Origin of the sequence: Bacillus sp. MUM 13 (genome assembly GCF_001866725.1) — a bacterium.
GTDB lineage: Bacteria > Bacillota > Bacilli > Bacillales > DSM-1321 > Peribacillus.
In genome coordinates, this window is record NZ_MLYQ01000016.1 from 19,795 (window position 1) to 45,220 (window position 25,426).

Consider the following 25,426-nt stretch of genomic DNA (forward strand, 5'->3'; position numbering starts at 1 on the left):
TTTAGTCCAATTCGCATTTGAATTGGACTTTTAATTCCCCTTGGATATCAAGGTTTATAGTCGAGTTGGTATGTTAATTTTCATTCAAAATGAACCTATTATCCTTATAGCACAACTGATCTTTCTTCGTATGATTCAAAAGACATAGCAATAATAATTTTGAAAGTTAAAGTATATGGATTTTTCTAAATTATGGTATATAGTTGAAGATATATTTAATAATAAGGATTCCCAAAAACTAGTGAAATCAAAAAAATGTGCAGGAGTGAAAAAATAGATGTTAAAAGAACAAATCGAAATATTAGAGAAACTATTGGATGAAAAAGTAAGCGAAGATAGAGAAGAAGAACTCAATAATTATAAGCAAATAAAAGGTGCGAGTGATCAAGAATTAGATAACATCGAAGAAAAGTTTGGGATAAAACTGCCACAGGACTTTAGGGATTTTTATAAACACAAAAATGGAAGTGGATATCATTTTCACATTCTTTATCCAAACTGTGGAAATGAAAATATTGAACCTTTTTATTTGTTTTCGGCAGATGAAATAATAGATGAAAAAGAATCTTACTTTGATGAAGAAGAGTTAATGAGTGAACACTATGATGAAGAAGAATTGGAAGACTTGGATAACAGAATTAAACCCTATCTTAGAAATGAAAGGTGGATACCATTCGCAACATTGGCTGGTGGAAGTTTATACTTAATGCTTGACTATGATCCTTCAAAAGAAGGTAAAGAAGGTCAGATTATTTCTTATATCCATGACCCTGACTTTGTATATTTTGTAGCAGAAAACTTTACAGAACTTCTTAAACAATCAAATGAAAATCTAAAAGAAACTTGGGAAGAAATTGACTACTAAGAACAACAAAGCAACACAAAAACGCAAGGTGATTAAAACCTTGCATTTTTTTTGCAATTTGCACTTATAAATGGTCTTCCGATTTTAGGCGCTAATTAACTTTTTCTACTTCAAAACTGAACTGCTTAGTTTTACACCTCACCCCATCTTGCTGTCCAGAACAAGGAATTGATTACTGCGTGGAATGAGGCACCCTTTGCTCCAATCAGCCATAGAAAAAGTTGCAAAAAGGATTGATTTTAACTCAATAAAAAAAGTGAATTCACATATGAATTCACACAAAACCCTTATGATACTTTTTTATATCTGCAACTAAATCATTATTCCAGACTAACGCTTACTGTTTTTCCTGTTACTTTCCGTTTGCTGTCCTGACATCATTCTTGGAACAAGGATGAAGAACAAAATGATGACAGCCAGTAAAAGAATGATGCCCAGCAAAAGGGTAAGGCTGAAGGAAAAACTTTGCTCATTTTCCGTCTGTCCCTCCTGCATAGAAGCCGTATCAATTGCTGCATCATTCTTTTCAAAAAGCTTCAATTGCTTTACTTTTGCTTGTATTGAACTATTATCTTTCTGTTCTTTTTTAAAAAGCTCCGATTTAATTTCGATAACCTGCTCATCAGGTTTCTTCTCAAATGTCAGTGCCTTTTGTTCTTCCGGCAGAGCATACTTTTTAGTCGAATCTTCCTGAAAATTTGTATTCAGCTCGATCTTTTTTTCATGGTACACATTTGGCTTTACTGCCGGATCCCCTACTTCAGCGAATCCGTGCAGCGGATACATGAACAAATAGGCGAAAATGAGGACCGTTATATTACGCTTCATGTGCCAGTTCCTGGTCTTCCTGTCTCCGATTCAAGATATATGGAATGACAGACGCGATGATGACCGCTGCCGCCAATATCAGAGTTGCCGGAAGGAAGGAAGACTGATCTCCATATTGGATGGACAGGTAAACATTCGAAACCGGATGGCTAACCGAGAAATTAGGCATAATCAAATCAAGTGCCGGAGTGACAAAGAAGACAATAAGCGCTGCTGCAAGCAAGGACCCGATGAAAGGTCCGATAAAGAATGCAAGGCGGATAATGCCTGACGCTGCCATCAGCAGCAGGATAGTGAAGATTGTCCACTTAAGCGCCTGTACATCATGAAGCGGATAAATTTTCAATCCATAAATGCTGATGACCAATCCGACAATTAGATTCAGCATGAGAAACAGTGCGATATGAACCAGAACCGGCAGGCTTGAATAATGGTGCAGGAAGAATCCTATTAACAGCCCGCTTATCAATATAATGATAAGCATGAGTACCGGAGGAGCATATGACGCTTTTTGAACCTGCGCTTCACCGCTGACTTTGACCGGATTTGCAAGGTAATCATAGACATAGCCATTTTGCTGGTCATCAATCATGGTATTGCCAAGAATATTATAAACATCACCTTTTACTTTCTTCGTAGAGCCTACATTCAGTGCCCAGTTATTATTTAATTCATCAGCCTTCTTCTGAACAGAGCCTACCTTTGTCTGAAGCTCATTGGTATAGTCTGTCACCTGATTTTGGCGATCAGCCAGGGAATTCACCAAATCCGTTATTGTGCTGACTTCACTCGCGGTTGAATCCTGAACAGTCAGCATAAACTCCCCGTTAAGGCTTCCCACCGGAATGGACTCCATTTCAAGGGTTTTTGTATTTTGCGTAAGGTTTGCCGAAACCTGATCAGCGCTTTCTATGATTGCACCAAGCTCATTTTGGATTGCAGTCTGCTGATCACTTACATTTTGATCGTATTGTGAAATGAATGAATCCAGGGATTTAGAGAAGCTTCCAAAATCCTTGCCGACTCCTTCTATGCTTGCTGAGTTGTTCTTGACGTCCTCTAATGATTTATTCATTGCTGCCAGATAAGGAGAATCCTTGAAACCTTCCTGGTTTTCCACAATGCTCTTCATTAGTGCATCGTCCGAATTACCGGCTTTCTCCTGGATTGCCTGATAGGCGGAAAGCATATCGCTGTATGCCAACAAATCTTCCATATTGGTGCTTTTGATTTCATTTTGAAAAATTCCGGCGAGCACATTTTTTCTATCCTCTGACAGCACAGAAGATTCGAGTATATTTTTTTCCTTTGTCTTGATGTTTTTGACGGTTTGTTCTTGGGCATCTGCAGGAACCGGAACCGGATCCCCTTCTTCTTCTTCAGCCTGTGCTTTTAGAGAAGCAAGGAGCTCTTTATAATTCACTTCCAGCTTCTTTTGGCCATCAGCCTGCTGATGTACCTCTCCCTCTACCTTTTCCAAATTGGCCTCAAGATTTTTAATCGTTTCGTTAATGGCAGCCCAGTTCTCCGGCTGCTCCTCGGGCTTAACTGCTTCTAGACTTTTCTTTAAAATGGCAATCTGATCCTTTAATCCCGTAAGAGTGATGTCCCCGGGGTTTGCCGGATCTGGAGCAGGGGGCGGATCTGGAACAGGAACCTGCGGGTCAGGTGTTCCTGGTGTGCCCGGCGATGCATTTTGTATTTTTTCATGCAATGGCCCAAGTTTTTTCTCCATTTCATCCAATGAAGCATTTACTGATTTTTGTTTGTACTGCTTCATGACCGTACTAATGAAATCATTCAGCTGCCCGCCGCTTGAATTCGCTAAGTCCTCAGATATCTTTTTCAGCTGTTCTGTACTGTCTGAAATCTTCCCTTCAATTTCAGTGACATTCTGATCCATATCCTCACCGTTGTTATCAAAGCTTGGCTTTGGATCCTTTTGCCCATCGCTGATCTTCTGTGTTTCATCATTCAGTGCTGTATTGTACTGGCTCATGCCTGTCTGCAGCAGCTGCTGATTTTCAGCGGATGTCTGCTGAAATAGATTCGCCTGCTGATTTTGATACTCTTGATATAAATTAACGTCTTCGATAAAGGATGCGACCTTCGTTTTGGCATCATCAATATTTTTCAGAGTTTGCCCTGTGGACTTGCCCGCTTCTTTTGTAGAAGCGAACACACCCTCAAGCATTTTCTTCTGCTGATCTATTTCCCCTGCCAGCTTTTTTGAGTTCGGTGTATAAAAATTATACATAGACTGCTGGAAGGCAATCTCCTTTTCTAGTATTTTGCTGAATTTTTTGCGCACATCTTCAACTGACTGGGAAACATAGCTCCAATATAACGTGGATACTTTCGTATTCATTTTATTCTTGGCCATTTCCAGTTCCTTTTGAACCTTTTCAATGTTCTCTGCATTTAAGTCAGATTGAATTTCATAATTGACGCCTGCTTCTACAGGATCTTTTTCATTAAAGGTAAAAATGTTTTTAGAAAAGTCGGAAGGCATATAAATGACAGCATCATATTTCTTTTTCTCCAACCCTTCCTCTGCAAGGCTTCTGTTCACGCTTTCCCACTTATACTGTGAATCCTTGTTCAAAACCCCGGATACTTTATCTCCGAAATTCAGGGATTCTTTATTGAATTCTGCTCCTGCATCTTCATTAACGACAGCAATTTGGCGTGAAGCCTTTTCCGTATTTTTCATTGGATTTTCTCCAACATAAGAAAAGAATAAAACCGGAAGAATCAAAATCACCAATATTTTTCCGACTAGGATCAGTGGCTTCATTTTTCCAGACACTCTATGCACCTGCTTTCCTGTAAACTATCAATACTTTCAATACTCATTTGTTACTATAATCATCTTCAATTTATATGGGGAATCTGTATTTTGTTTTCCTTGCCATTCATGACAAAGTAGCCATAGCCTGGCTGAATTTCTTCTTCTTTCCTTGAATATGCCAGGGTGAAGAGGCTTTGATCGGATTTTTTCATTAACAAGACACATTGGCGGATTTGCTTCAGCTCACTCGTAAGTGCATCATATCCTTTTGTAAAGTCGCTTGCATTGCCTGAAACGATGAGCTTAAATCCAAGATGGCTGTATTGCTTGATCAGGAGGGCCATCTTATCCTGGACTTTACTGTCGATGGTTTGCTGAAACCTTGTGATGCTGTCAATAACAAAAAGCACTGGTTCGAATGACAGGCTGCCGATTGTTCTTTGCTCAATCGCCTGGATATACTCCCGCTCTCTTTCTTCAAAGGCTTCGATAATTTGGTCCAGCCAATCAGAAATGGCATCTTTGGTTTCTAAATAATACACATTCTCCCTGCCTGCATAAGGAGCAAGCCCCCTGTCAGCAGCATCAAAGATTGCAACACTGGAAACCTCTTGTGTTAGAAGTGACTCGACGATCAGCTTCAGCACATTTGTTTTACCTTTCCGGGACTGTCCGGCAATCAGCAGATGAGGATTGGACATTAAATCCACATAAACCGGTGTAACACTTTCTTCCGCAAGTCCTATAGGAATCAGCCCTGCCTTATTGGCTGGTGAATAGAAGGATTTGAAGCTTCCGATATCCAGCCTCGAAGGAAGCATAGGAATTCCTTTTGGTTTCGTATAATTTTCATATTTCTTATTCAGCCTGGCAATATTCCGTTTAAGACCATCCAGGACCTCCAGATCATCACTGCCTTCTGCGGGCAGGTAAACCTGCAGAAGATGGACATCATCCTTCTTGACAAGGGCTCTTCCAGGAATCGGCTCATTATTAAAAGGCGTTCTGCCAAGGATGGAATACTGCTCCGAGCTATCCATTAAATAATGGACAATTTTTGTTTTTAAATTATTCATTAGAGGCTGCCTGATCGCACTGATCCTTGTTGCCGTCAGAATCATGAAGATCCCGAGTGACTGCCCGTCACGCGCAAACTGGGTAAACTGCATCTCAAGATCCGGCAGCTCATCCTTCACCAGATCAAAATTATCCAAGACTACATAAATGACCGGCAGTTTTTTCTCTACCTGGGAGTTATATAAAGTTATGCTGCTGAACTCCTTCTCGGTAAACAGCTGCTTTCGCTTTTCCATCTCTGCCTTTATGAACATCATGAATTTCTCGATTTTGCGCTCCTGGTCAATCCGGAAATAATCACCGGTGTGCGGCAGCTGCCGAAGCGGCAGGAGCGCCCCGTTACCGAAGTCAAAAATATAATATTGAAGCATTTCCGGCGTCTGTTTTTCCGCAAACCCAGTTAGAAGAGTAAGTACAGTGTTTGATTTCCCGTAACCTGAGGAACCGAAAATCCCAATATTCCCATCCTCGATCCAATTATAGGCATACGGTGCCTGGCTCTGCTTTTCAGGTTCATCCATCAGCCCGATCGGGAAGAGCCGCTCATTTTCATCAATGTTTTCAGGCTTGAAAATTCTTTCCTCAAGAGGAGGCAGCCAAGGACTTGAAAGCTTTTCGATTTTCAATTCCTGCTGAACCGCCAGGATTTCTTTTACAACAGCCTCGATTTCCGTTTTCTTCTCCTGGCCCCCTCCCAATGATTTAGCAGGGACATTGGAGATTGGAATCAATCCAAGGTCGGTCACGATGCTCACTTCATCTTCTGCCCCATAGGTGTCCTCTAAATACGGCGCCCCGCTCCATGCTGACTGAAATAACTCGTATACTTCGTTATTGCCGACCTGCAGATATCCCCGGCCTGTTACTGTGATGTTGGCCGCATCGGCATTTTTTAGAATTTCCTTACTGTCTCCCGCGTCCTGCACCTTTAGGGAAATCTTAAAACGGGCATTGCTCCATATCTGGTTATCAATGATTCCGCCAGGTTTTTGTGTAGCTAAAATCAGATGTACCCCAAGGCTGCGCCCAATCCTGGCCGCACTGACAAGCTCCCTGATAAAATCCGGCTCCTCATTTTTAAGCTCAGCGAACTCATCTGAGATTAAAAACAGGTGCGGAAGCGGCTCGCTTGCTATTCCTTCTTTGTATAAATCCGTGTAATCATTAATATGATTCACTTCATAGCGGTCAAAGAGGCGCTGTCTTTTCTTCAATTCACTGTTGATAGAAGCAAGTGCACGTGCGCTGAAGTTTTTGCTTCCCTCAATATTCGTAATCGTGCCAAGCAAATGCGGAATGTTTTTAAACGGCTGTGCCATTCCCCCGCCTTTATAATCAATCAATAAAAAGGCTACTTCGTGCGGGTGATAATGAACAGACAAAGCCAGAATATATGTCTGAAGCAATTCACTTTTCCCGGAACCTGTTGTTCCAGCAAGCAATCCGTGCGGTCCATGCGCTTTTTCATGAAGATTCAGTTCTACAACATCTTTTCGTCCCTTTAAGCCGATTGGAACAGCAAGCGACTGTGAGGATTGATTGACTTGCCAATTTTCTCCGATTTGCAGATCCTTCACTTCTTTTGCATTATGAAGCTCCAGGAAGGAAACCATCTCCGGAATGGAGTTGTTCATCCCCTTTTGATGATTAAGGGAACGAAGCAGCCTCGCATAATCTTCATTTCCCTCTTTTTTATGAATATCCAGGACAAACGGGGTATGAACGGCTCTTCCCTGGCCAATCAGGATTTCACCTTCCCGTTCATTAATGTATCTGACAAGCGTATGGATGTTTTCTGACAGGCTTTCTTTTGCATCGGTGGCAAATATGGCAGAAAGACCTACCTGGACATCTTTTCCCTCCAGATATTCCATGATTACATGCTCAGCCACAAGATTGCGGTCTGTAACAATAAAAACAAAATGCGGGAAGAAACGCTTCTTTTCTTTTTCTTCATCCAGGTCGCGCTCCCGGAGCATTTGGTATAGAGAAGACAGAAGCTGGTCCCTGCTTTGTTCGTTATAAACAAATCCTTTGGCATAGGAATGCGGCAGCTGAAAGTGCGGAAGCCATTTCATCCACTCCCATTCCTTATAATCTTCTTCATTAAAAATGGCTACAAACCTTACATCATGATAGCTATGGAAAAAGGCAAGCTGGCCGATCAATTGCTGCAATTCATGTTTAACAATCGAACTCTTTCCGACAAGCCCCATGGACCCATGTGAAAGATCAATGGCTAAGGGCACATGTCTTATGTATTTATAGGTGCTGACAAGCTCTTGTGCCTCTTCAAGCAAATCATCCATATCCCTGTTGGACATATCATTGGATCCTACTGTTACTGCGTAGCTGGAAGGAATAGTTGCCTTCCCGATGCGAAAATGCAGAAAATCCCCGCTTTCTGCCGTTCTTTCCCAGATACGGGAGCTGATGTTGCCAGTCATATATTTCATTCTCTCAAAGGAAGGAAAGTGGTACTGCAAGACATCTTCCTGTTTCTTTGACAGCACATGCAGCTCCTCGCGCTTTTGCTCCAGGTAGCGTGTGTATACCCTTAGGCGCCTCGCTTCTCTTTTCTTGCGGCTTTTCCTGTCTTTCATATATTGAACTGTTGAAGTAAAAATTGTCGTTGTAAACATCACTATCGAGATTAAAATAAAGATCCCCCTCGGCTGAATATAGGCAACAACCCCCATTACAATCATCATTAAAAGAGGCGGCAGTATCATCAGCCATAATCCTCTTTGATGATCATCTGCCTCTTGGGCAGGAAACGTGATGGCCACTTTATCATCAGGCAGATCGTACACCATTCTTGGTGTACGCCTGTATTGAGGGTAACTTTTCTGCATCTCGGAAACTGGCGGAAGCGTCCTCGTCAGCTCTGTCTGGAAGGAAGCAGCACCTTTTACCTTCAGCAGGTCACTTTCAAGAAGCGAGAATTCCAGAAACGGGGAAAAAACCACATCACCTATTTCAAGGGTTCTTGCTTCTCCTGCTTTATGTCCGTTCACATACACAAAACCTGCTTGATCAGGCACAAGCATCCATTGTCCGTTCAGCTTGACCACTTCAAATCCATTATCTTCATGGATCTTTGATGCTTCTTTTTGAATATCCGCCCCGTCATTAGGGGAAACCGTCCATTCATCAAGATTGCCAATATAGTAGACATGCTCATCTTCATCCATGGCGGAATAGCAGATGGTCATCGTTTCACCTGAGGCTTCAATGGAGAAGGCACCGCCATGGTTCAGCTCTCCAATCTGCCTTGAATTTTGGATAACACGGTAACCGCGGCTTCCCTCTAGTCTTTGAAGCTCTATTGGACCCTCTTTAAATGGAAATGAGCGGACCGTGCAAGTATGTCTTTCTTCATCCCCTATGGTGAGGGTGTCAGGATGATTACTTTCAATCGAAAAATGCTGGTAGGCATCACTATAAAAAATCCATAACTGCTCCATTAAAAATCATCTCCTGCAAAACGCTGTTGAATTCTCCGATTCATTACTTCGTGCTTCTGGCCGCCTCTTTCGATTTGCTGTCTGCTTTATTTTTCCGGGCAGCAGCCTGTGCCGCAGCTTGCTCACGCTTTTGTTTCTCTGCCTGCTGTTTCATTGCTTCTTCCTGCTGCTTTTGCAATTCGAGCTCTTTATCCAATTCTTTTTGTTTTTCAGCTTTTTCAGCTTCTTTTTGCCGATTATATTCATCAAATTCTGCAGTTATGGGTTTAAGCTTCTCTTCCTTTTCCTTTCCTGTCAGGCTGTCATCACTTTGGATTTCTGCCTGGTAATGGATTAAGCCAAGCATGATTAAATCCTGATAACGAAGCGAACGGGCAATGTCGATAGCCTTTTCATTCTCTCCTCTGCCAAGATAAATCCAATAGAGGAAGTACTTTTTATCCGATTGGAGATTAAGTGTGTTTTCAAGCACCTTTCGCTGATCATCTGACAAATCCTCATTCACAAAGTAAGAATAAGCTAATTCATACTGGACGACGTCTGGCATTTTATCTGCGTTTTCATTCTCTAAGGTGTCGATTACCTCACTGTATTTCTCCTGGAGGAAAGCTTTCCCGCTATCCACATAAGCCGCTTCCCTCGGCTGGAGAAACAATAGGGAGTAAAGTGTGTAAACAAGGGCAGGCACAAGAAGAATCAGGCCGCCAAATAGGAAATAGCGGTTCCTTTTCCATTTCTTCTGCGGGATATGTATAACCGTTCTTTCCTTTTTCTCAAGCTCTGTTATATGTGACTGTACGAAACCGGCAAGGTCATCCAGACTGCCTGCCGAGAGGATTCCCTTCACGGAAGAAGATAGCTTCAGGGTTTGGTGATAGGAAAGATATTGTTCGAATGTATATTGACCATCTATGCTTTTCGCCACAGCAGCCTTGAGCTCCTGCAGTAAAAGTTCTGGATTTTTTTCATAGGGAGGCAAGCTTTCTCTTACTCCATAATGGAGGAAGTATGGTGTCAAGCTTGAATCTAGCACGATATTTTCCGGGCATATCACCATATGCAGCCTTGGCGAGCGTCCACTCTGCACTTTTTTGATCAGCTGATGAGAAAACAGCCATCTGGATAGTTCATTTTTCTTTTTGATTTCAGAAAATTCCACAAAAGTTTCCGGCACTTGTACCGAAATCCTCACTTCTTCGTCATTCACTTCTATCTCTTTTTGCAGCACATCGTCTGCATCCTTAAGCACTTGGAGCTCGAGCTCATTTTTCACTTTTAGCCTGGCCCTCTGAAAGACAAAGACATATCCATCATCCCTCAATACCGCAGCTTCAATTCTTTTATCTAAATAAGATGATTTTACCTCTTCCATTTCCTGCTCCTTTACCTCTTTCCAGAGATTCTAAGACTATGACTCTGCCTTCCGGCTACAGGATCTCAATCCTGTCTCCTGTTGTGATGCCGCTCTCAAGCAAGGTCCTGTTTCCTGAACAGACGAACTTTTTATTTTGAATCCTGATCCAATAGCCTTCCCGGGGAGGGCGGGACAGGTTTTTCACCTGCCAGACAACTTCTATAACCTTTTTGATAGAAAGATAATTCGATAGCTGAAGATCAAATACTTCCCCGCTGTAATTTTTCAGATCGACGGTAAGCTGGATATAAATTGAAATCACCCCTGCAGTGCGTTTAAAGCTCATGAATTTTGTGTTTAAACAGAGAAAAAGCGCTATAATCTTAATAGATTCGCAGCGCTTTTCCTACAATCACTATGTTTCTATTATCCGCGAATTTGGCTGGCAATCTGATTATCAGTATCACGCATAATATTAGCAGCTTTATCCAACTGCTGGTGAACATCTTCCAGCAAATTTGACATATCCTTGAAGGATGGCTTTAACTGTTCATATTGATCATGAAACGCGTCGCTTGATGCACCCTCCCAAATTTGGTTCAGGTGGCCAATCAATGTATCCAAGCGGCCAATCATTAAATCAATTTCGTGGCTTTCCGTCTGGTATTTCTTCGAAGCATCAATTAACTCATCTGGTGTAACGCGAATATTTCCTGCACCCATTACAAATTCCTCCTTAAAATTTAATTAGTTACATTGTAAATTACCCATACAAATTTTGCCATTGATACCGTGATATTCTTTGTAAATTGGTTAATTTTTACTAATGTATAAATCTCTAGTTTCTTTATAATAGACTTTTTACCCAGTACTAAATCACCTAAACCCATATTCTAAAAATAAATCCATTTTTTTCATATTTTCTGTCTTGATCAAATTTAACGGGATGATTGCATAAGAAAAAGCCTGCTTCTGCAGGCTTAAGAATTCAATATCTAACCGATAATAATTCTTTCTTTTGGATAGTTATAATGGTTTTTGATCGGTTTCCCGCCCAATAAGAATAAAAAGGTGAAAACTCCTATCCTTCCGATAAACATTAATACCATAATGATAATCTTGCCAAAGGTATGCAAATCTGAAGTGATGCCCAGCGAAAAACCTACCGTTCCAAAGGCTGAGGCTACTTCAAATACGATCTCCATAAAAGAAAAGCGCGGCTCAAGGACCATCAGAAGCATAACCGCACAGCTGCACAATATCGTCGCTGTCACCGTCACGATATACGCCTTTATCACATCCTCCATGACCACTTCTCTTCTAAATACCTTGATTGTCGTGTTTCCATTGGCAAAATAATAGATGCTCAAAAGCATAATGGCAAACGTTGTCGTCCTGATCCCCCCACCGGCACTGCTTGGCGATGCGCCAATGAACATAAGGATGCTCAGCAGAAAATGCGTAGGTGCTGAAAACTCCCGGATATCTATCGTATTAAGTCCCCCATTCCTGGAAGAAACCGAGTAGAAGAGAGAATAAAGGAGCGATTCCCCCCACGGCATATCTTTATAAAAATGATGATTTTCAAATATAAAAATCATTATTGCTGCAATGATAATCAGTCCAAAAAAAGTGATCGTCGTGATCTTGGTAAACAGGGAAAACCTGAAATTTTTGCGATTTTTCACTTTAAAGAACTGAACCACCTCCATCAGTACGGGAAAGCCAATGGCTCCGATTATTAACAGAAACATCGTGACTGTAAGAACAAACCCGTCCTTTGCAAATGGTATTAAAGATTCTCCTGTTATATCAAATCCTGCATTTGTCAAAGCACTCACACTTGCAAAAAAGCCCTGCAGGAATGATTCCTTCCAGGTAGGAAAGTATTTTAGATAATAAGTTCCAAGCACGGCTGCCCCTGCCAGTTCAATGAGCGTAAACAAAATCAGCAGCCTCTTCACCAGCTGGACAATCCCTGCCAGGGAAGAAATATTCTGGTCGGTCATAATGAGCATCCGCTCTCTTAGGCCGATTTTTTTTCCAAGCATCAGCCAAATAAACGTTCCAAACGCCATAATGCCGATTCCGCCAAACTGAAGAATCACAGCGAAGATGAAGGTTCCAGGCACACTGAGGATTTCACTCAAGTTAACCGTGGATAAACCTGTTACACTCACAGCACTAATTGCCGTAAAAAGCGCATCAATAAATGAAAGCTTGGCATGCGGCTTAAGAGTGATAGGCAGCAATAGCAGTACGGTCGACACCGCCACTGCCAGAATGTAATAAATGACTATAACCTGTGCCGGTGATATCTGTTTTGATCGATTTTCAATTGGACTTTTCATGTTTCTCCTGATTTCGTTTTTTTACATATTATATCGAATCCTCCCGAACATTAAAAGTTCAGGACAGCCGAAGATCCTTTAGCACATTCGAAAAGGTTAATTAGTTTTATTGTGTGAGCGTAAGTAGTAGTATGGACTCAAGTCTTAAGAACTATATGAAATTACATACATTTTGGAGGAAAAAAAATGAGCATTTATGATTTTTCAGCAACAGCCATGAACGGGCAGGATATAAGTTTAGAAGAATTCAAAGGCAAGGTGGTACTCATTGTCAATACAGCCGGACAATGCGGCTTCACCTTTCAATATGAAGATTTGCAGCGTCTTTATGACCGCTATAAAGAAAAGGACTTTGTGATCTTAGGTTTCCCTTGCAATCAATTTGCCGGCCAGGAACCGGATGATAATGAAAAGGTTCAATTCTTTTGCACCCTTCGATACGGCGTCAGCTTCCCGATGTTCCAAAAAATCGATGTCCGGGACGAAAACGCCCATCCGCTTTTTCACTACCTTGCCTCTTCCCAGCCATTTAAGGGCTTCGATGAATCCCACCCAGTGGCAAAGGTGCTGATTCCTTTATTACATGAAAAGCATCCTGAATATATATACGGCGATTCGATAAAATGGAATTTCACAAAGTTCCTTATTGATAAAAAAGGAACAGTCGTCAAAAGGTTTGAACCTACCACTGACCCAATGGATATGGAAAAAGATATTGAATTGCTTTTGAAGTATTCATAAAAAATAGCTGTTTTCGTAAACTCTGTTGCTATAAAACAAGGTGGTTGATTTCCGCTTCAGGATGCTCGCTTTCCGCGGGGCAGGCGGTGAGCCTCCTTGGCTGCGCCTGCGGGGTCTCACCTGTTCTGCTCATCCCGCAGGAGTCTCGCACCTTACGCTCCAATCAACCTAACTTGACAATGGGAACGCCTCACATAACAAATTAAAAAAACAACAACCTTTAAGAAAAAAGCCTAAAAAGTAGAGAGGATCCCATTTTTCAGGGAACCTCTCTATTTTTGATTTCTATACCAAAAAAACCGCTCATCGAATCAAGTTTTACTGTTATGAAGCAAGTGGCTGATTTCCGCTTCAAGAACCTCGCTCCAACCACCCTAGCTTGACAATGGGAATGCCTACATAACAAATTTTCAAAAAACAACAATCTTTAAGAAAGGAGTCTTTATTTTTATTTGAAAAGGAACAAATGTTCGTATATACTTTTAGAAAAGGTGTTTTGACCGGAGGGAAATTCCATCATGAACATTACTGTTAGAAAGCTAGCCGGATGCCCTGAAAGGAAATCAACAGGCAAGTTAACAGAGACAAAAGATAAGGAGCAGATGAAAATGATTAAAGACAATATAAAATGGACTTCTCTCATGCTTCCAGAGCATATTCGATTACTAAGACAGTTAATAGAAGAAAATAAATTAGAAAAGAAGCCCTTTTTAGACGGAAAGAATATGGAGCAGATTGGGCAAGCGGCAATGGATTCCCTGAACCTGACCATCCCTGTCCGGACTATATACTGGAAGGATGGACTGTTTGATACAAAAATAGGAATCGTAGCAGATGTAGACATGCTAAATAGGGAGATAATCGTAGATTTATTAAGCGGCAGCATTTCCATTCCGATAGACCATTTAGTAGCTATTGAAAGAGTTTAATGGCCTCTCCAGCCTGCTTATAACCGGCACAGAGCGGGTTCTTACACATATCCGGATTCCACCGGTTTACCTCATTCATCAAGATTTTCACTTCATTTTTCTAATTAATTCTTATCTCTTCTTATAAATACTATTCGCTTTAATGGTTGTGATCAACTCTGTACATGTTACAAATAAATAGTTCTGACGTATTTATAAACGGCCAGATTTGGAGTATGATAATATGTAAAAAAAAGAAAGAGGTCATCCGGTGAATTCAGCATATCCACAAACACAAACAACTAAAACAAGGGCCTTAGTCATGAACGCCCTTTTTATTGCATTAACCCTTGTAGCTACCATGTTCATCCAAATAAAGCTACCCACAATAGGCAACGGGGGCCTCATCCATCTGGGTAACGTGCCTCTTTTCATAGCAGCCATGGTTTACGGCAAAAAAACAGGGGCCATAGCAGGCGCCTTCGGAATGGCCTTATCCGACCTTTTCTCTCCCTATGTAATATGGGCACCATTTACTTTTATCATCGTAGGTGCCATGGGCTTTATAGCAGGCCTCATATCTGAGAAGGCACCAGGCAAAAGAGCGCTGGTAAACACATTGGCAGTAGCCGCTGCCCTGGTAATAAAAATCGTGGGCTACTATTTTGCCGAAGTGATCCTTTACGGCAACTGGATACTGCCGTTATATTCCATTCCGGGAAATATTATTCAAGTTGTACTAGCCGGGATTATTGTAGTGCCGCTGGCAGGACGCTTCAAGAAGAGAACCGGACAGATTTGAACAGCTCCTTAAATTTTTGGGAAACGAGAATCTGTTGACTTGTAAATGAACCCTATGAAGCTGGACACTACTTCATGGGGTCTTTTTTTGTATAATGCCTTAATAAATTTCCGGTTTTTTTGAAGATAATAACTCATCAAAATGGATTAGTCTTTTATTCATTTCAAATCTAAGTCTGCACCTCACATATCAAATAATATAGAAAAACCAAGAAATCTCTGTGCAGGTACACAGAGATTTCTTGGACTAGTTCATTTTCAACGCTAGTTAGTATTTAATTAAAAACTAAGATCTTCTCCATTAGTCGCTATCACTTTCTTGTACCAATCAAACGATTTTTTCTTTTTTCTTTTTAATGTTCCATTTCCTTCATCATCCATATCTACATAAATAAAACCATATCGTTTTTTCATCTCTCCAGTACCTGCTGAAACTAAATCAATGCATCCCCATGGAGTATAGCCCATTAGGTCTACACCATCCAAAGTGACCGCCTTTTTCATTTCTGCAATGTGATCTCTGAAATATTCGATTCGATAATCGTCTTCAATTTGCCCATTTTCATCAGGTTTATCAATGGTTCCCATTCCATTTTCGACAATAAAGAGAGGTTTTTGATACCGGTCATAAAGTTCTGATAAGGTATATCTAAGCCCAACTGGATCAATAGCCCAACCCCACTCCGTTTTTTTCACGAAAGGATTCTCATCTCCCATTTGTCCGCCTGTATCGGTATTTTGAACGATTTCTGTATGATAAACACTGCTTCGGTAATAGCTAAATGATAAGAAATCAGAAGGATGCGCCATAATTATTTCTTCATCCCCTGGTTCTTTTTTTATAGTTACCCCAATTTCTTCAAAAAAGTGATCGGCGTAAGATGGATAATATCCTCTCATCATGATATCCGAATAGATCAAAGCCCCTCTTCGATAATTCAAAGCTCCAAATACATTTTCCGGCTTACAATCCTTTGGATAAATGCAGCTTAAAGCAACCATACAGCCAATCTTTGCATCAGGTATCGTTTCATGACAAAGCTTATTGGCAAGAGCACTTGCCACAAACATATGATGTTTTGCCTGATAGCGCACCTGTGCAGAAGCTTCCCTTGTTCCCATAAAGGCGTACCCATTTAAAACGTTAATTTCATTAATGGTAATCCAATTCTTAACTAAGTCTTTGTATCTCGTAAAAACAACTCTGCACATTCTTAAAAAACAATCAATCGTCTCGCGGCCGCCCCAGCCATTATATTGTTCAGCCAGGTACGCAGGTGTCTCAAAGTGGTAAAGAGTGACCAGTGGTTCGATATTGTATTTTTTGCACTCATTAAAAACATCTTCGTAGAATTTTAACCCTTCCTCATTTGGCTGTTCCCCTTCAATTCCGCCTTTTGGAAAAATACGGGACCAGCTGAGAGATAGCCGGAAACACTTAAAGCCCATTTCTCCTAAAAGGGCAATATCTTCTTTGTAATGGTGGTAAAAGTCAACAGCATCATGACTCGGATAATAAACCTCCTCCTCGATATAGCCTGTTGCTCCTTCTGGTATAGTATCAACCTTGGGGTCGCCAGCAGGCCGCCGGTTTACCATTGTTTTCGTACCGTCTTTTAACTTGATTGTTATTTTCCTTGGACGGTCTGCAGCGCCATTTGTTATGAAGTCACTTGTTGCAAGCCCTCTTCCGCCTTCAGAAAATCCGCCTTCATATTGGTTGGCAGCTGTAGCTCCGCCCCATAAAAAGTTTTCCGGGAATGTTTTCTTCATTAAAAATCATTTCCTTCCTTTATGTATGATTAATGATTTCCGGCTTGAATAATGTTTCTATACTTGTCCTAATAAATTAAAAGGCTGTTTTCGTAAACTTCGCTGCGATGAAACAAAGTGGCTGATTTCCGCGGGGCAGGCGGTGAGGCTCCTCAGAAGCAAGGAATAATTTTCCGTATTATATCGCTGCGGAAATGAATTTGATCAATCATTTGAACAAAAAAAGCCCAAAGCAGCTGGGCAATTAAAAGAAGGATAGACTCCTATTCTTCTCTTATAGTATTTGGCAAATGAGAAATGAGGTCATAAAAAAATTTGTTCTTATTGCAGATAGGGACATGAAGCTCTAATTCACTATTTTGCCATGCGTGCTGCAGAGACCTTGTTTTAAGGCTTTTTGATAAGCTTATGCATATCAATGATTTCCCCGGCTAAATCTTTAAGGGTCAATGAGGTCATCAAATGGTCCTGGGCATGAATCATAATAAGGGGAAGATCAAATTTCTCTCCTCCTGCTTCTTGATGGATTAAGTCCGTTTGAACGTGATGCGCTTCATTGAAGGCAGCATCCGCTTCAGCCATTTTTTCTTCAGCTTCAGCAAAGTCCCCTTTTTTAGCTGCATGTATCGCTTCCATTGCAAGGCTTTTTGCATTACCTGCATGAAGGATTAATTGAAATGCATGGTTGTATAGTTCTTCTTTGTTCATGATTAACAGGCCTTTCATTTGGTTTACTAGGAAAGGGATGTTCCACTCTCCTGCCAATAATTTAATTTTTAATAAATAGGCACTAGCCAAACTAATGCCTATTTAACGTCTTATGCGGTTTTTGTTTCACCTGCGTTCAGTGCATCTTCTTCTTTCTTCTTGGCTTTATCCCACATTTTAAAGAATGGGAGATACATGAAGAATGAAATAATGATATTTACTACATTCATTATGGCCCCTGAAATATGTCCACCGGAAGCAAGATATCCTGAGATAATTGGCGGCATTGTCCATGGTACGGCAATACCAACAGGTTTCGCTACCAATCCCATATCCATCGCAAGAAAAGTTACAATGACAGTAACAATTGAAGTAAGTACGAAAGGGATAATCATAATAGGATTCAACACGATTGGAAAACCAAATATTAATGGTTCGTTAATATTAAAGATCCCTGGAGCAAATGCCAGCCGGCCGAGATTCTTCATTTGCTGAGACTTAGCAAACAGGACCATAGAAAGAACTAAGCCAAATGTTACGCCTGTTCCGCCGATATGAACGAAATTATCAAAGAATTGCTGTGTAACAATATGCGGCAGAGGCTGATGGGCCTGATAGGCTGTCATATTGTCACCCATAGCACCATACCAGATTGGTTCCATAACACCTTTGACGATATTTGTACCATGTAATCCGCATGCCCATAGTATTGTCACGAATAGTTCCGCTACAATAGTTCCTCCAAGAGTAAGACCGACCAATTTTAGCGGTTCACCTAAAATAGTCATAACCAAGTTGTTGATGCTTTCATATGGAGTTAATTCAACAAGTAACCGTATGACCCAAATCACGAGCAGGACAATAAATCCTGGTATTAGAGCTGCAAATGATCTTCCGACACTTGGCGGTACCCCATTTGGCATTTTTATGATGATGTCTTTTTTGACAATCCACCGGTAAATTTCTGTTGCTAATATTCCAATAAGCAAGGCAACAAATAAACCTTTACTGCTGAAGTAAGCTTTTGAAATAGCTCCGGTTACCATAACTCCTGTTTTAGCTCCAACCGGAGTATATAAGAAGCTGAATGGCGTTGATAATATAAACGCGGCAACTGAGATAGTCCCCGCACTCATCGCGTCCACCTTATAGCTTTCTGCTAATCGGTAGGCCACAGCAAATGATGCGATAAGTGACATGATATTAAAGGTTGCGTCTACTGGGTAGCTTAATTTAAGAGCCCAGTTTGGGCCAAATATCGACTTCATCCAGTCTGCATACCCCGGTATCGGCAAGTTAGCCAGGATCAAGAATAATGAACCAATGACAATGAACGGCATCGTCGCAATGATACCATCACGAAGAGCCAATAAGTGTCTTTGCGCACCAATCTTTGCTGCAACAGGCATGACTTTCTCTTCTAGTATGCTGTTGAATTTACTCATTTTTTTTCTCCTTTTTCATTATTTATTATTCACTAGATTTATAGCTGTTTTTAGAACTTCCGCTCCATCGCACATACCGTAGTGCATTGGATTAATAGCCTCTACTGGTATCCCTTTTTCTTGGCCAAGCTTCTTCATATTCGGAAGCAGGAATCTGACTTGCGGTCCTAAAAGAATGACATCTGCCTTGTCAATGTGCTGATTGACTTCGTTAGCTGGAATTGCCCAGATTTTCCCTTCCAAGCTTTGCTCCTGTGCTGCTTTTTCCATTTTGGTCACTAACAGGCTCGTACTCATTCCTGCTGCACAACATAATAAAATATTCATTGAATTTTTCCTCCTAATATCCATTAAAATTATTTTTAAAAACAATTAGCCAATTATTCCAACCTGTTTAATCCGGCAATTAAGAAAGTTTTAACTGCTTTCTATGTATAGTTTATTTTGAAAACGCTTCATTTAACAGAAAGGATTTTTCCGTTGCGCAGCGGAAAAATGATAGATACTACAATGAAGCTTTTAGCATATAAACCTTTTTGTCTGCAGCCTAAAAAGAGGTATCCCTTTGGAATACCTCATATATGTTCAGTTAGTTTCATTTAATATCTTGATAATCTCTTTGGCTGACTCACTCTTTAGGATCTTTTTGACCTTTGCACTATTTTCAATTAGTGCAAAGAGCCTTTTATACATCCTTTCCAAGTCGCCTTTCGGAACCTTTCTTATATTTAGCAAACAGATAAATTGAACCATATTTTTATCTGACCATGCAATTGGCTTCTTCAAGGTACAAATGGTCCAGAATGTTTCTTCTGTTTCCGGGATAAGCGGATGAGGGACGGCAACAAGATTCCCAAAGCTGGTTGGAGCAACAGCCTCCCTTTCTAGTACGAGATTTTCATATCCTTTGGAGACAAGTTTTTGTTTGTATAACTCTCCGCACATAAAACGGATAATACTTTCTTTATCATCAAACTCCTTATGAATAAAAATCCTGGACTCATCTAAATAGCTCTGTTCTCCATCATCTTTTACAGCGAATAAGCTTTCCCTGATATCTGCAATATCTTTTTCCCCTAAAAAGGTATTGACGACCTGCACTGGAACGCCTATATCTTCTGCATGTATAGGAATCGTGCTAATAATAAAATCAATAGAAGATAAGTCAAACTCTTTTAATTGATAATAATTGGTTGTAGCCACAATATCGATTTCATCTTTAAATTGATTCTGCAAACGATAAAACAATAATTTTGCACTTCCGACTCCAGAAGCACAAACGACAATGACCTTCTTTGCTTTTTTCTGCTTTGTTTTCATTCTTTCTAATGCCACGCCGATATGTAATGCAATATAAGCTATTTCGTGTTCTCCTACCTCAATATCCAAATATTCATTGATGCATCTGCTCGCAACGGCAGCTCCCTCAAAGGCACTGGGATATTTCCTTTTAATTTCGTTTAATAGCGGATTTCGGATGTTCATATTATAGCGCAGCCGGTTCATTGCCGGACGAATATGCAAAGTCAGCGCTTGGATGAACTCACCATCATCATAAAAATTCCAATTTAACTCGGTTTTCAATCTTTCGAGCATACATTGAATGATGGTGCCCAGCTCATCAAATTTACTAAAATCATTCAGCGTATTTTTATGAATCAACTTTGTCCCGAGCAGATGGACTATAATATAATCAATCTCAGTCTTTGGAAACACCAAGCCTGTATGCTCTTCTACTTCTTTTACAATTTCATTGGCCACTATTTTTTCAAAAGGATATTTTCCTTTTACATCCTGATCCAGGTTTTCAATGACAAATCCTTCTTCAATTCTCTTGCATCCTATCGTGATGTGGGTTGCCAAATTTTCCAGCGCGATGTCAGATATCTCAATTTTATATTCATTCACTTTTTTTATAATTGTTTCCTTTATCTTTTTGAATACCCTTTCATCTAAAAGCTGAAAAGAACTTCTGTCAATGTTTAAGCTGCTGTTCCGGCTTAAAATGTAATTAGAAAAACATAGCCTTTTCATATATTCATTGCCCTCAGCTTGTGTGCCATAATGCGGTCTTGAAACTAATCTCAAATGATAGCTTTCCAATATTTCACGGACGGCTTTTAAATCATTTTGAAGCTTTGGCTTGGAAACAAATATCTCCTCTTCAAGACTTTCTAATTTTATCGGTTTCTTTTCTAGTAAAAATCGTTTCAATATATACATCACCCGGTTTTCCTGTTCGGAAAAATCAGCATGACTATCTTCGACCGCATCATGTCCGTTAGGATTAAACTCTACATTAAACACTTCATAATCCATAATGTTCAACAGATATCCCTTTCCGCGGACAGATTCAATACTGATTCCTAAAGATACGCAATGTGATTGAAGCTCCTTGATCTCTGAGCGAATCGTCCTGTCACTCACACCATGTTCTTTTGCCATCCATTCGGCAGTAATAGGTTCTTTCTCCTTTAATAAAGACATCACGATGTCTTTCTGTCGTTTCGAAACCATTTATCTATCACCTTTCAAAATTTGTTTCAGTAATATGTGAATGCTGCTGCTATTTCTATATTTAGATACTAACCATAACATTACCATATTAACGATTCCGAGATGGCTAAACCTTCGCTCCCTGGTAAATTTTGAAACATGGCAAGTTTAACAAATCCAAAACAAAAAGGATAGATGAGCACCAATGAAAATGCTCTTTTCTATCCTTTTTAGTCTGCGTTCATTCTCCTAGTTCAATGGGATGCAAGCATTTTTTAACCTTTCCGATCGGCTACGGATAGCGCCACATGTCCTTTAGGTTTTCTTACCAGGATGAAATAACAAAGGAAAGCCAAGGCGCTTGCGTCAAAAATTACGGCGGCCATTGGAAAGCGTATTATCATTTTAGACACAGAAATAAAAGATTTTAAAGTCCCTTTTACAACATGCCGCCCGTGTTTAATATCACATGAGATGCTCAATTTGCGTTAGAAATAACTAATATAGACATCTTCATTCTCCTCATTCTTATACATTTTGGTTACTTGTTTGTTACTGATTGAACATTCCACTCCCCTTTTTCTTCAAACCTGTCAGCTAATGAATAAGCTAATTCTGTAACGGAAGTCGGGTATTCCATTTGTTCAAGCAGCTTAATTGCATTTTTAGTTGTGGAAGGTCCAGGATGAATTTTATAGTCGAAGTATACACTCTTTTCTTGTACTGTTTCACGGAAATGATAGTTAGTAAATCCGCCTGCCATCGTTGTTAATTCGATGTCGTGTGAAGCAACCATAGTCATACCCTGATGATTTCTGAGCCATTCCATAATGGAAGCAGATGAAGCAATGCGCTCTATGGTATTAGTTCCACGAAGAATTTCATCAATAAAAGACAGACAGGGAACACCAGATTCAGCAGTTTGAATAATTCTTTTCAACGACTTAATTTCTGCCTTGAAGTAACTATCTCCATCAATGACATTATCCTGGATCGCCATTGAAGAAAGAACATAGGCAGGCTTCATACTCCAGCTGCCAGCATGTACTGTATGTATGGTTTGAGCTAAGATTGCATTAATTGCTGCAGCCTTCATATAAGTAGATTTTCCAGAGGCATTTGAACCGGTAATCAGTGTCAATTTATTCAGATGCGAAGAGTTTTTTACAGGATTTTTAATTAACGGATGAAACATCTCTTTAAAAATTAATTCTTCATGATTCATAAAAGCTGGTGTGCAATAGTCATCGATGCAATGCCGATAGAAAGCAACAGCAATACCAGAATCAATTTTACCTATTGCTTTCCAGAGTCTTTCATATCTATCCCTATGTTTCTGTATCATACGAATCATATAAAAATATGAGATGAAGTCGAGCAAAAAAATAATGCGTATGTATTCGAATAATCCCTCAAAATCTCCTGTACCTTTTCCAAGTGAAATAATTCTTTCTAGAAACAGAATTTTTTTGATAGGCTGGACTGATTTGTTAATTTCTATAACATACGGTTTAAAAGAATCATCTTTAATTTTTGTCAGACGTTTTCCTGTCCGGATAATACTTGATAGATACGAGATCTCATACAAACTAATGTCGAGATTCCGATTTTCTTTATAGTAAGTAATTATGTTTAGACAGATTGATGAGATAAGTATCAAGATTCCTAGTTTCAGTGAATAAAAGATAATTCCAACACTTGCAATCGGTAAGATGCCAAACAAAATATATAACCAAACATTTGTTATATTTTTATAATCTCTACTAAAAAAAGATGAAGAATTGGTATGATTACGTTTGCCTAATATTTTTAGATTATATAATAAGAGCGTTCGTAAAATTTTGTTCTTATGCATGAGTTCATAAAATGATTCATCGCGGTCTTGATTTGTAAGATGAATATTGTGTAATTGATGATATAAGTATTCAGAACCAACGGAGGTTTGCGTATAATTAATCTTCTGATATACATCATCCATTGATAAATCGCGCCAGGTAATAAAATCAACACCATTCTGTTGATCACAATTATTCTTCCAATATGCACTAACAGAATCCATTGGTTCATCTAGTGAGAATTTCTTTTTCCCTTGCCATTCTTCCTCTATAATTCTTTTAATTCGCCTTTTTTTCAAAATATCCGCGAAAACAATGATTAAAAATAATGCGGCTGCTCCAATTATATATATCAACATATCCCCTCCTCCAAAGCTATTCTTGCCACCTTCAATACAATCTTATTATTTCACGGCACAATTTTCCATATTTTATGTAAAACACCATATAATTTCCCAAAATGAATTGATTAAGTCCAATGAATTTGCCTTAGAAGTTCGGCGAAGTATGCAGCGGAAATGAGCCAAAATAAAAAGGATAGATGAGCACCAATGAAAATGCTCTTTTCTATCCTTTTTGCGTTCATGCCTCTGATGATTCAACAGGATGCATGAACTTTTTATGCAGTTTTTAAAAACGCATCATATTTTTCAAGCCTTCCGATTGGCCACGGAAAGTGTCTCCTGGTTTTTGGATTTTCTCACCAGGACGAAATAACAAAGGAAAGCCAAGGCGCTGGCGCCAAAAATGACGGCGGCCATCGGGACTCCTGTGTACGCTCCGCCAATCCCCACAATCGGGGCAGAAAGGGAGCCCATAACAAAAGGCAATACCCCCAATAAAGCAGAAGCGCTGCCCGCCATATGTCCTTGTGACTGAATGGCCAATGTGAAAGATGTCGTCCCGATTATACTTATGGATGATAAAAAGAAGAAAACCGGGATAGCGACACCAATAAGCGGTGCTTTCAGTAAGAGTGCAATCAATAACCATAAACCTGATACATTCGCAAGGGTCAGGCCTATTTTCAGGAAAGTCCCTTCTGAAATGCTATCATTAAAGCGGCCTACTGACTGGCTTCCAATGATTAAAGCGAGCCCATTGACCCCAAACAAAAGACTAAATTGCTGCGGGGATACTCCGTAAACATTCTGATAGACAAACGGGATGCCAGAAACGTAGGCAAAAATGCCGGCAGTGATAAACCCCTGTGTTAATGCATAGCCCATGAACTCTTTATTTTTAAACAATGTGCCAAAATTGCCCAATACATAAGGCAAATTACTCGGTACACGCTTTTCAGCCGGCAGCGTCTCTTTTAACTTAAATGACACGGTAAAGATCAAGATGATTCCGATACATGCCAATACAATAAAAACCCAAGTCCAGCCTTTAAAAGCAAGGATTGCTCCTCCGGCAATCGGAGCAACGATGGGCCCGAGGTTCCCAACTAACATGATTAATGAAAAGAACTTTGTCAGTTCCTTCCCGCTATAAAGGTCCCTTACGATTGCCCGTGATATGACAATTCCGCCCGACGCTGCGAACCCCTGCACAAACCGGCTCCCAATAAGGAAATAGATATTAGGTGAAAATGAGCATGTAAGGGATGCCAGGATGTATAAACCAAGGAAAAACAACAAAGGTTTCCGGCGTCCATTCACATCACTTAATGGACCAATGACTAATTGCCCTAAACCAAGACCCAATAAACAGGATGTCAAACTAATTTGAACGAGTGAAGGGGTCGTGTGGTAATCATTTACGATTGTAGGAAAGGACGGCAAATACGTATCAATTGTAAAAGGACCCAAGATTCCTAATGATCCTAAAAGCACAGCAAGCTGAAGCCGTTTCTTTCCGCTAGATTTATCCAAGATGCTCTCGCCTTTCTTTATGAAATTTTTTCATCATCAAACACAAACACAAATGTTTCGATAACCGAAATTTAACATTCTTTATTATAACTGGAAACCTGCCTGTTGG

At 40.1% G+C, this 25,426-nt stretch carries 18 protein-coding genes; 4 read left to right on the top strand and 14 right to left on the bottom strand.

Going from position 1 to position 25,426, the window contains the following annotated elements; genetic code table 11:
• The first annotated feature begins 277 nt into the window (after window positions 1-277).
• Window positions 278-865 (top strand): SMI1/KNR4 family protein, encoded by a 588-nt coding sequence (locus BIV59_RS05445; RefSeq protein ID WP_071350447.1) that lies wholly within the window; start codon window positions 278-280, stop codon window positions 863-865.
• Window positions 866-1,195: 330 nt separating this feature from the next.
• Here BIV59_RS05445 and essA read toward each other — a convergent pair whose 3' ends face one another.
• The 7 genes from essA to BIV59_RS05480 form a co-directional block, all read right to left on the bottom strand.
• Window positions 1,196-1,693, bottom strand: coding sequence for a type VII secretion protein EssA (gene essA / locus BIV59_RS05450; RefSeq protein ID WP_071350448.1), 498 nt, complete (start codon window positions 1,691-1,693; stop codon window positions 1,196-1,198).
• Window positions 1,683-4,502 (bottom strand): type VII secretion protein EsaA, encoded by a 2,820-nt coding sequence (esaA, locus tag BIV59_RS05455; protein WP_071350449.1) that lies wholly within the window; start codon window positions 4,500-4,502, stop codon window positions 1,683-1,685. The genes essA and esaA overlap by 11 nt, the downstream gene beginning before the upstream one ends.
• Window positions 4,503-4,567: 65 nt before the next feature.
• Window positions 4,568-9,028 (bottom strand): type VII secretion protein EssC, encoded by a 4,461-nt coding sequence (essC, locus tag BIV59_RS05460; protein WP_071350450.1) that lies wholly within the window; start codon window positions 9,026-9,028, stop codon window positions 4,568-4,570.
• A 43-nt stretch (window positions 9,029-9,071) separates the two neighbouring features.
• On the bottom strand, window positions 9,072-10,400 hold the full coding sequence (gene essB, locus BIV59_RS05465; RefSeq protein ID WP_071350451.1) for a type VII secretion protein EssB: 1,329 nt from the start codon (window positions 10,398-10,400) through the stop codon (window positions 9,072-9,074).
• A gap of 55 nt (window positions 10,401-10,455) precedes the next feature.
• A complete protein-coding gene (yukD, locus tag BIV59_RS05470; RefSeq protein WP_071350482.1) occupies window positions 10,456-10,695 on the bottom strand; it encodes an ESX secretion system protein YukD in 240 nt (79 codons plus the stop codon).
• Window positions 10,696-10,808: 113 nt separating this feature from the next.
• A complete protein-coding gene (locus BIV59_RS05475) occupies window positions 10,809-11,105 on the bottom strand; it encodes a WXG100 family type VII secretion target (protein ID WP_071350452.1) in 297 nt (98 codons plus the stop codon).
• Window positions 11,106-11,377: 272 nt separating this feature from the next.
• Window positions 11,378-12,733 (bottom strand): TrkH family potassium uptake protein, encoded by a 1,356-nt coding sequence (locus BIV59_RS05480; protein ID WP_071350453.1) that lies wholly within the window; start codon window positions 12,731-12,733, stop codon window positions 11,378-11,380.
• A gap of 186 nt (window positions 12,734-12,919) precedes the next feature.
• Between BIV59_RS05480 and BIV59_RS05485 the strand changes: the two genes are divergently transcribed.
• From BIV59_RS05485 to BIV59_RS05495, 3 genes are all read left to right on the top strand, one after another.
• Window positions 12,920-13,474 carry a glutathione peroxidase gene (locus BIV59_RS05485; protein WP_071350454.1) on the top strand — a complete coding sequence of 185 codons (555 nt, stop codon included), beginning with the start codon at window positions 12,920-12,922 and terminating at the stop codon, window positions 13,472-13,474.
• Window positions 13,475-13,992: 518 nt separating this feature from the next.
• The gene (locus BIV59_RS05490) at window positions 13,993-14,403 is read left to right on the top strand and encodes a YolD-like family protein (protein ID WP_071350455.1); all 411 of its coding nucleotides are present in this window, start codon (window positions 13,993-13,995) and stop codon (window positions 14,401-14,403) included.
• Window positions 14,404-14,653: 250 nt separating this feature from the next.
• A complete protein-coding gene (locus BIV59_RS05495) occupies window positions 14,654-15,184 on the top strand; it encodes an ECF transporter S component (RefSeq protein WP_071350456.1) in 531 nt (176 codons plus the stop codon).
• 278 nt (window positions 15,185-15,462) lie between these two features.
• Here BIV59_RS05495 and BIV59_RS05500 read toward each other — a convergent pair whose 3' ends face one another.
• From BIV59_RS05500 to BIV59_RS05530, 7 genes are all read right to left on the bottom strand, one after another.
• Window positions 15,463-16,956 (bottom strand): family 1 glycosylhydrolase, encoded by a 1,494-nt coding sequence (locus tag BIV59_RS05500; RefSeq protein ID WP_071350457.1) that lies wholly within the window; start codon window positions 16,954-16,956, stop codon window positions 15,463-15,465.
• A 387-nt stretch (window positions 16,957-17,343) separates the two neighbouring features.
• Window positions 17,344-17,664, bottom strand: coding sequence for a PTS sugar transporter subunit IIA (locus tag BIV59_RS05505; RefSeq protein ID WP_071350483.1), 321 nt, complete (start codon window positions 17,662-17,664; stop codon window positions 17,344-17,346).
• Between the two features lie 110 nt (window positions 17,665-17,774).
• Window positions 17,775-19,109, bottom strand: a complete 1,335-nt coding sequence (gene celB / locus BIV59_RS05510) for a PTS cellobiose transporter subunit IIC (RefSeq protein WP_071350458.1) — start codon at window positions 19,107-19,109, stop codon at window positions 17,775-17,777.
• 18 nt (window positions 19,110-19,127) lie between these two features.
• Window positions 19,128-19,436, bottom strand: coding sequence for a PTS sugar transporter subunit IIB (locus BIV59_RS05515; protein ID WP_071350459.1), 309 nt, complete (start codon window positions 19,434-19,436; stop codon window positions 19,128-19,130).
• Window positions 19,437-19,694: 258 nt separating this feature from the next.
• The gene (locus BIV59_RS05520; protein ID WP_071350460.1) at window positions 19,695-21,626 is read right to left on the bottom strand and encodes a BglG family transcription antiterminator; all 1,932 of its coding nucleotides are present in this window, start codon (window positions 21,624-21,626) and stop codon (window positions 19,695-19,697) included.
• Window positions 21,627-22,146: 520 nt separating this feature from the next.
• A complete protein-coding gene (locus tag BIV59_RS05525) occupies window positions 22,147-23,799 on the bottom strand; it encodes a MutS-related protein (protein ID WP_071350461.1) in 1,653 nt (550 codons plus the stop codon).
• A 291-nt stretch (window positions 23,800-24,090) separates the two neighbouring features.
• Window positions 24,091-25,317, bottom strand: a complete 1,227-nt coding sequence (locus tag BIV59_RS05530) for a Bcr/CflA family multidrug efflux MFS transporter (RefSeq protein ID WP_071350462.1) — start codon at window positions 25,315-25,317, stop codon at window positions 24,091-24,093.
• Between the last annotated feature and the right edge of the window lie 109 nt (window positions 25,318-25,426).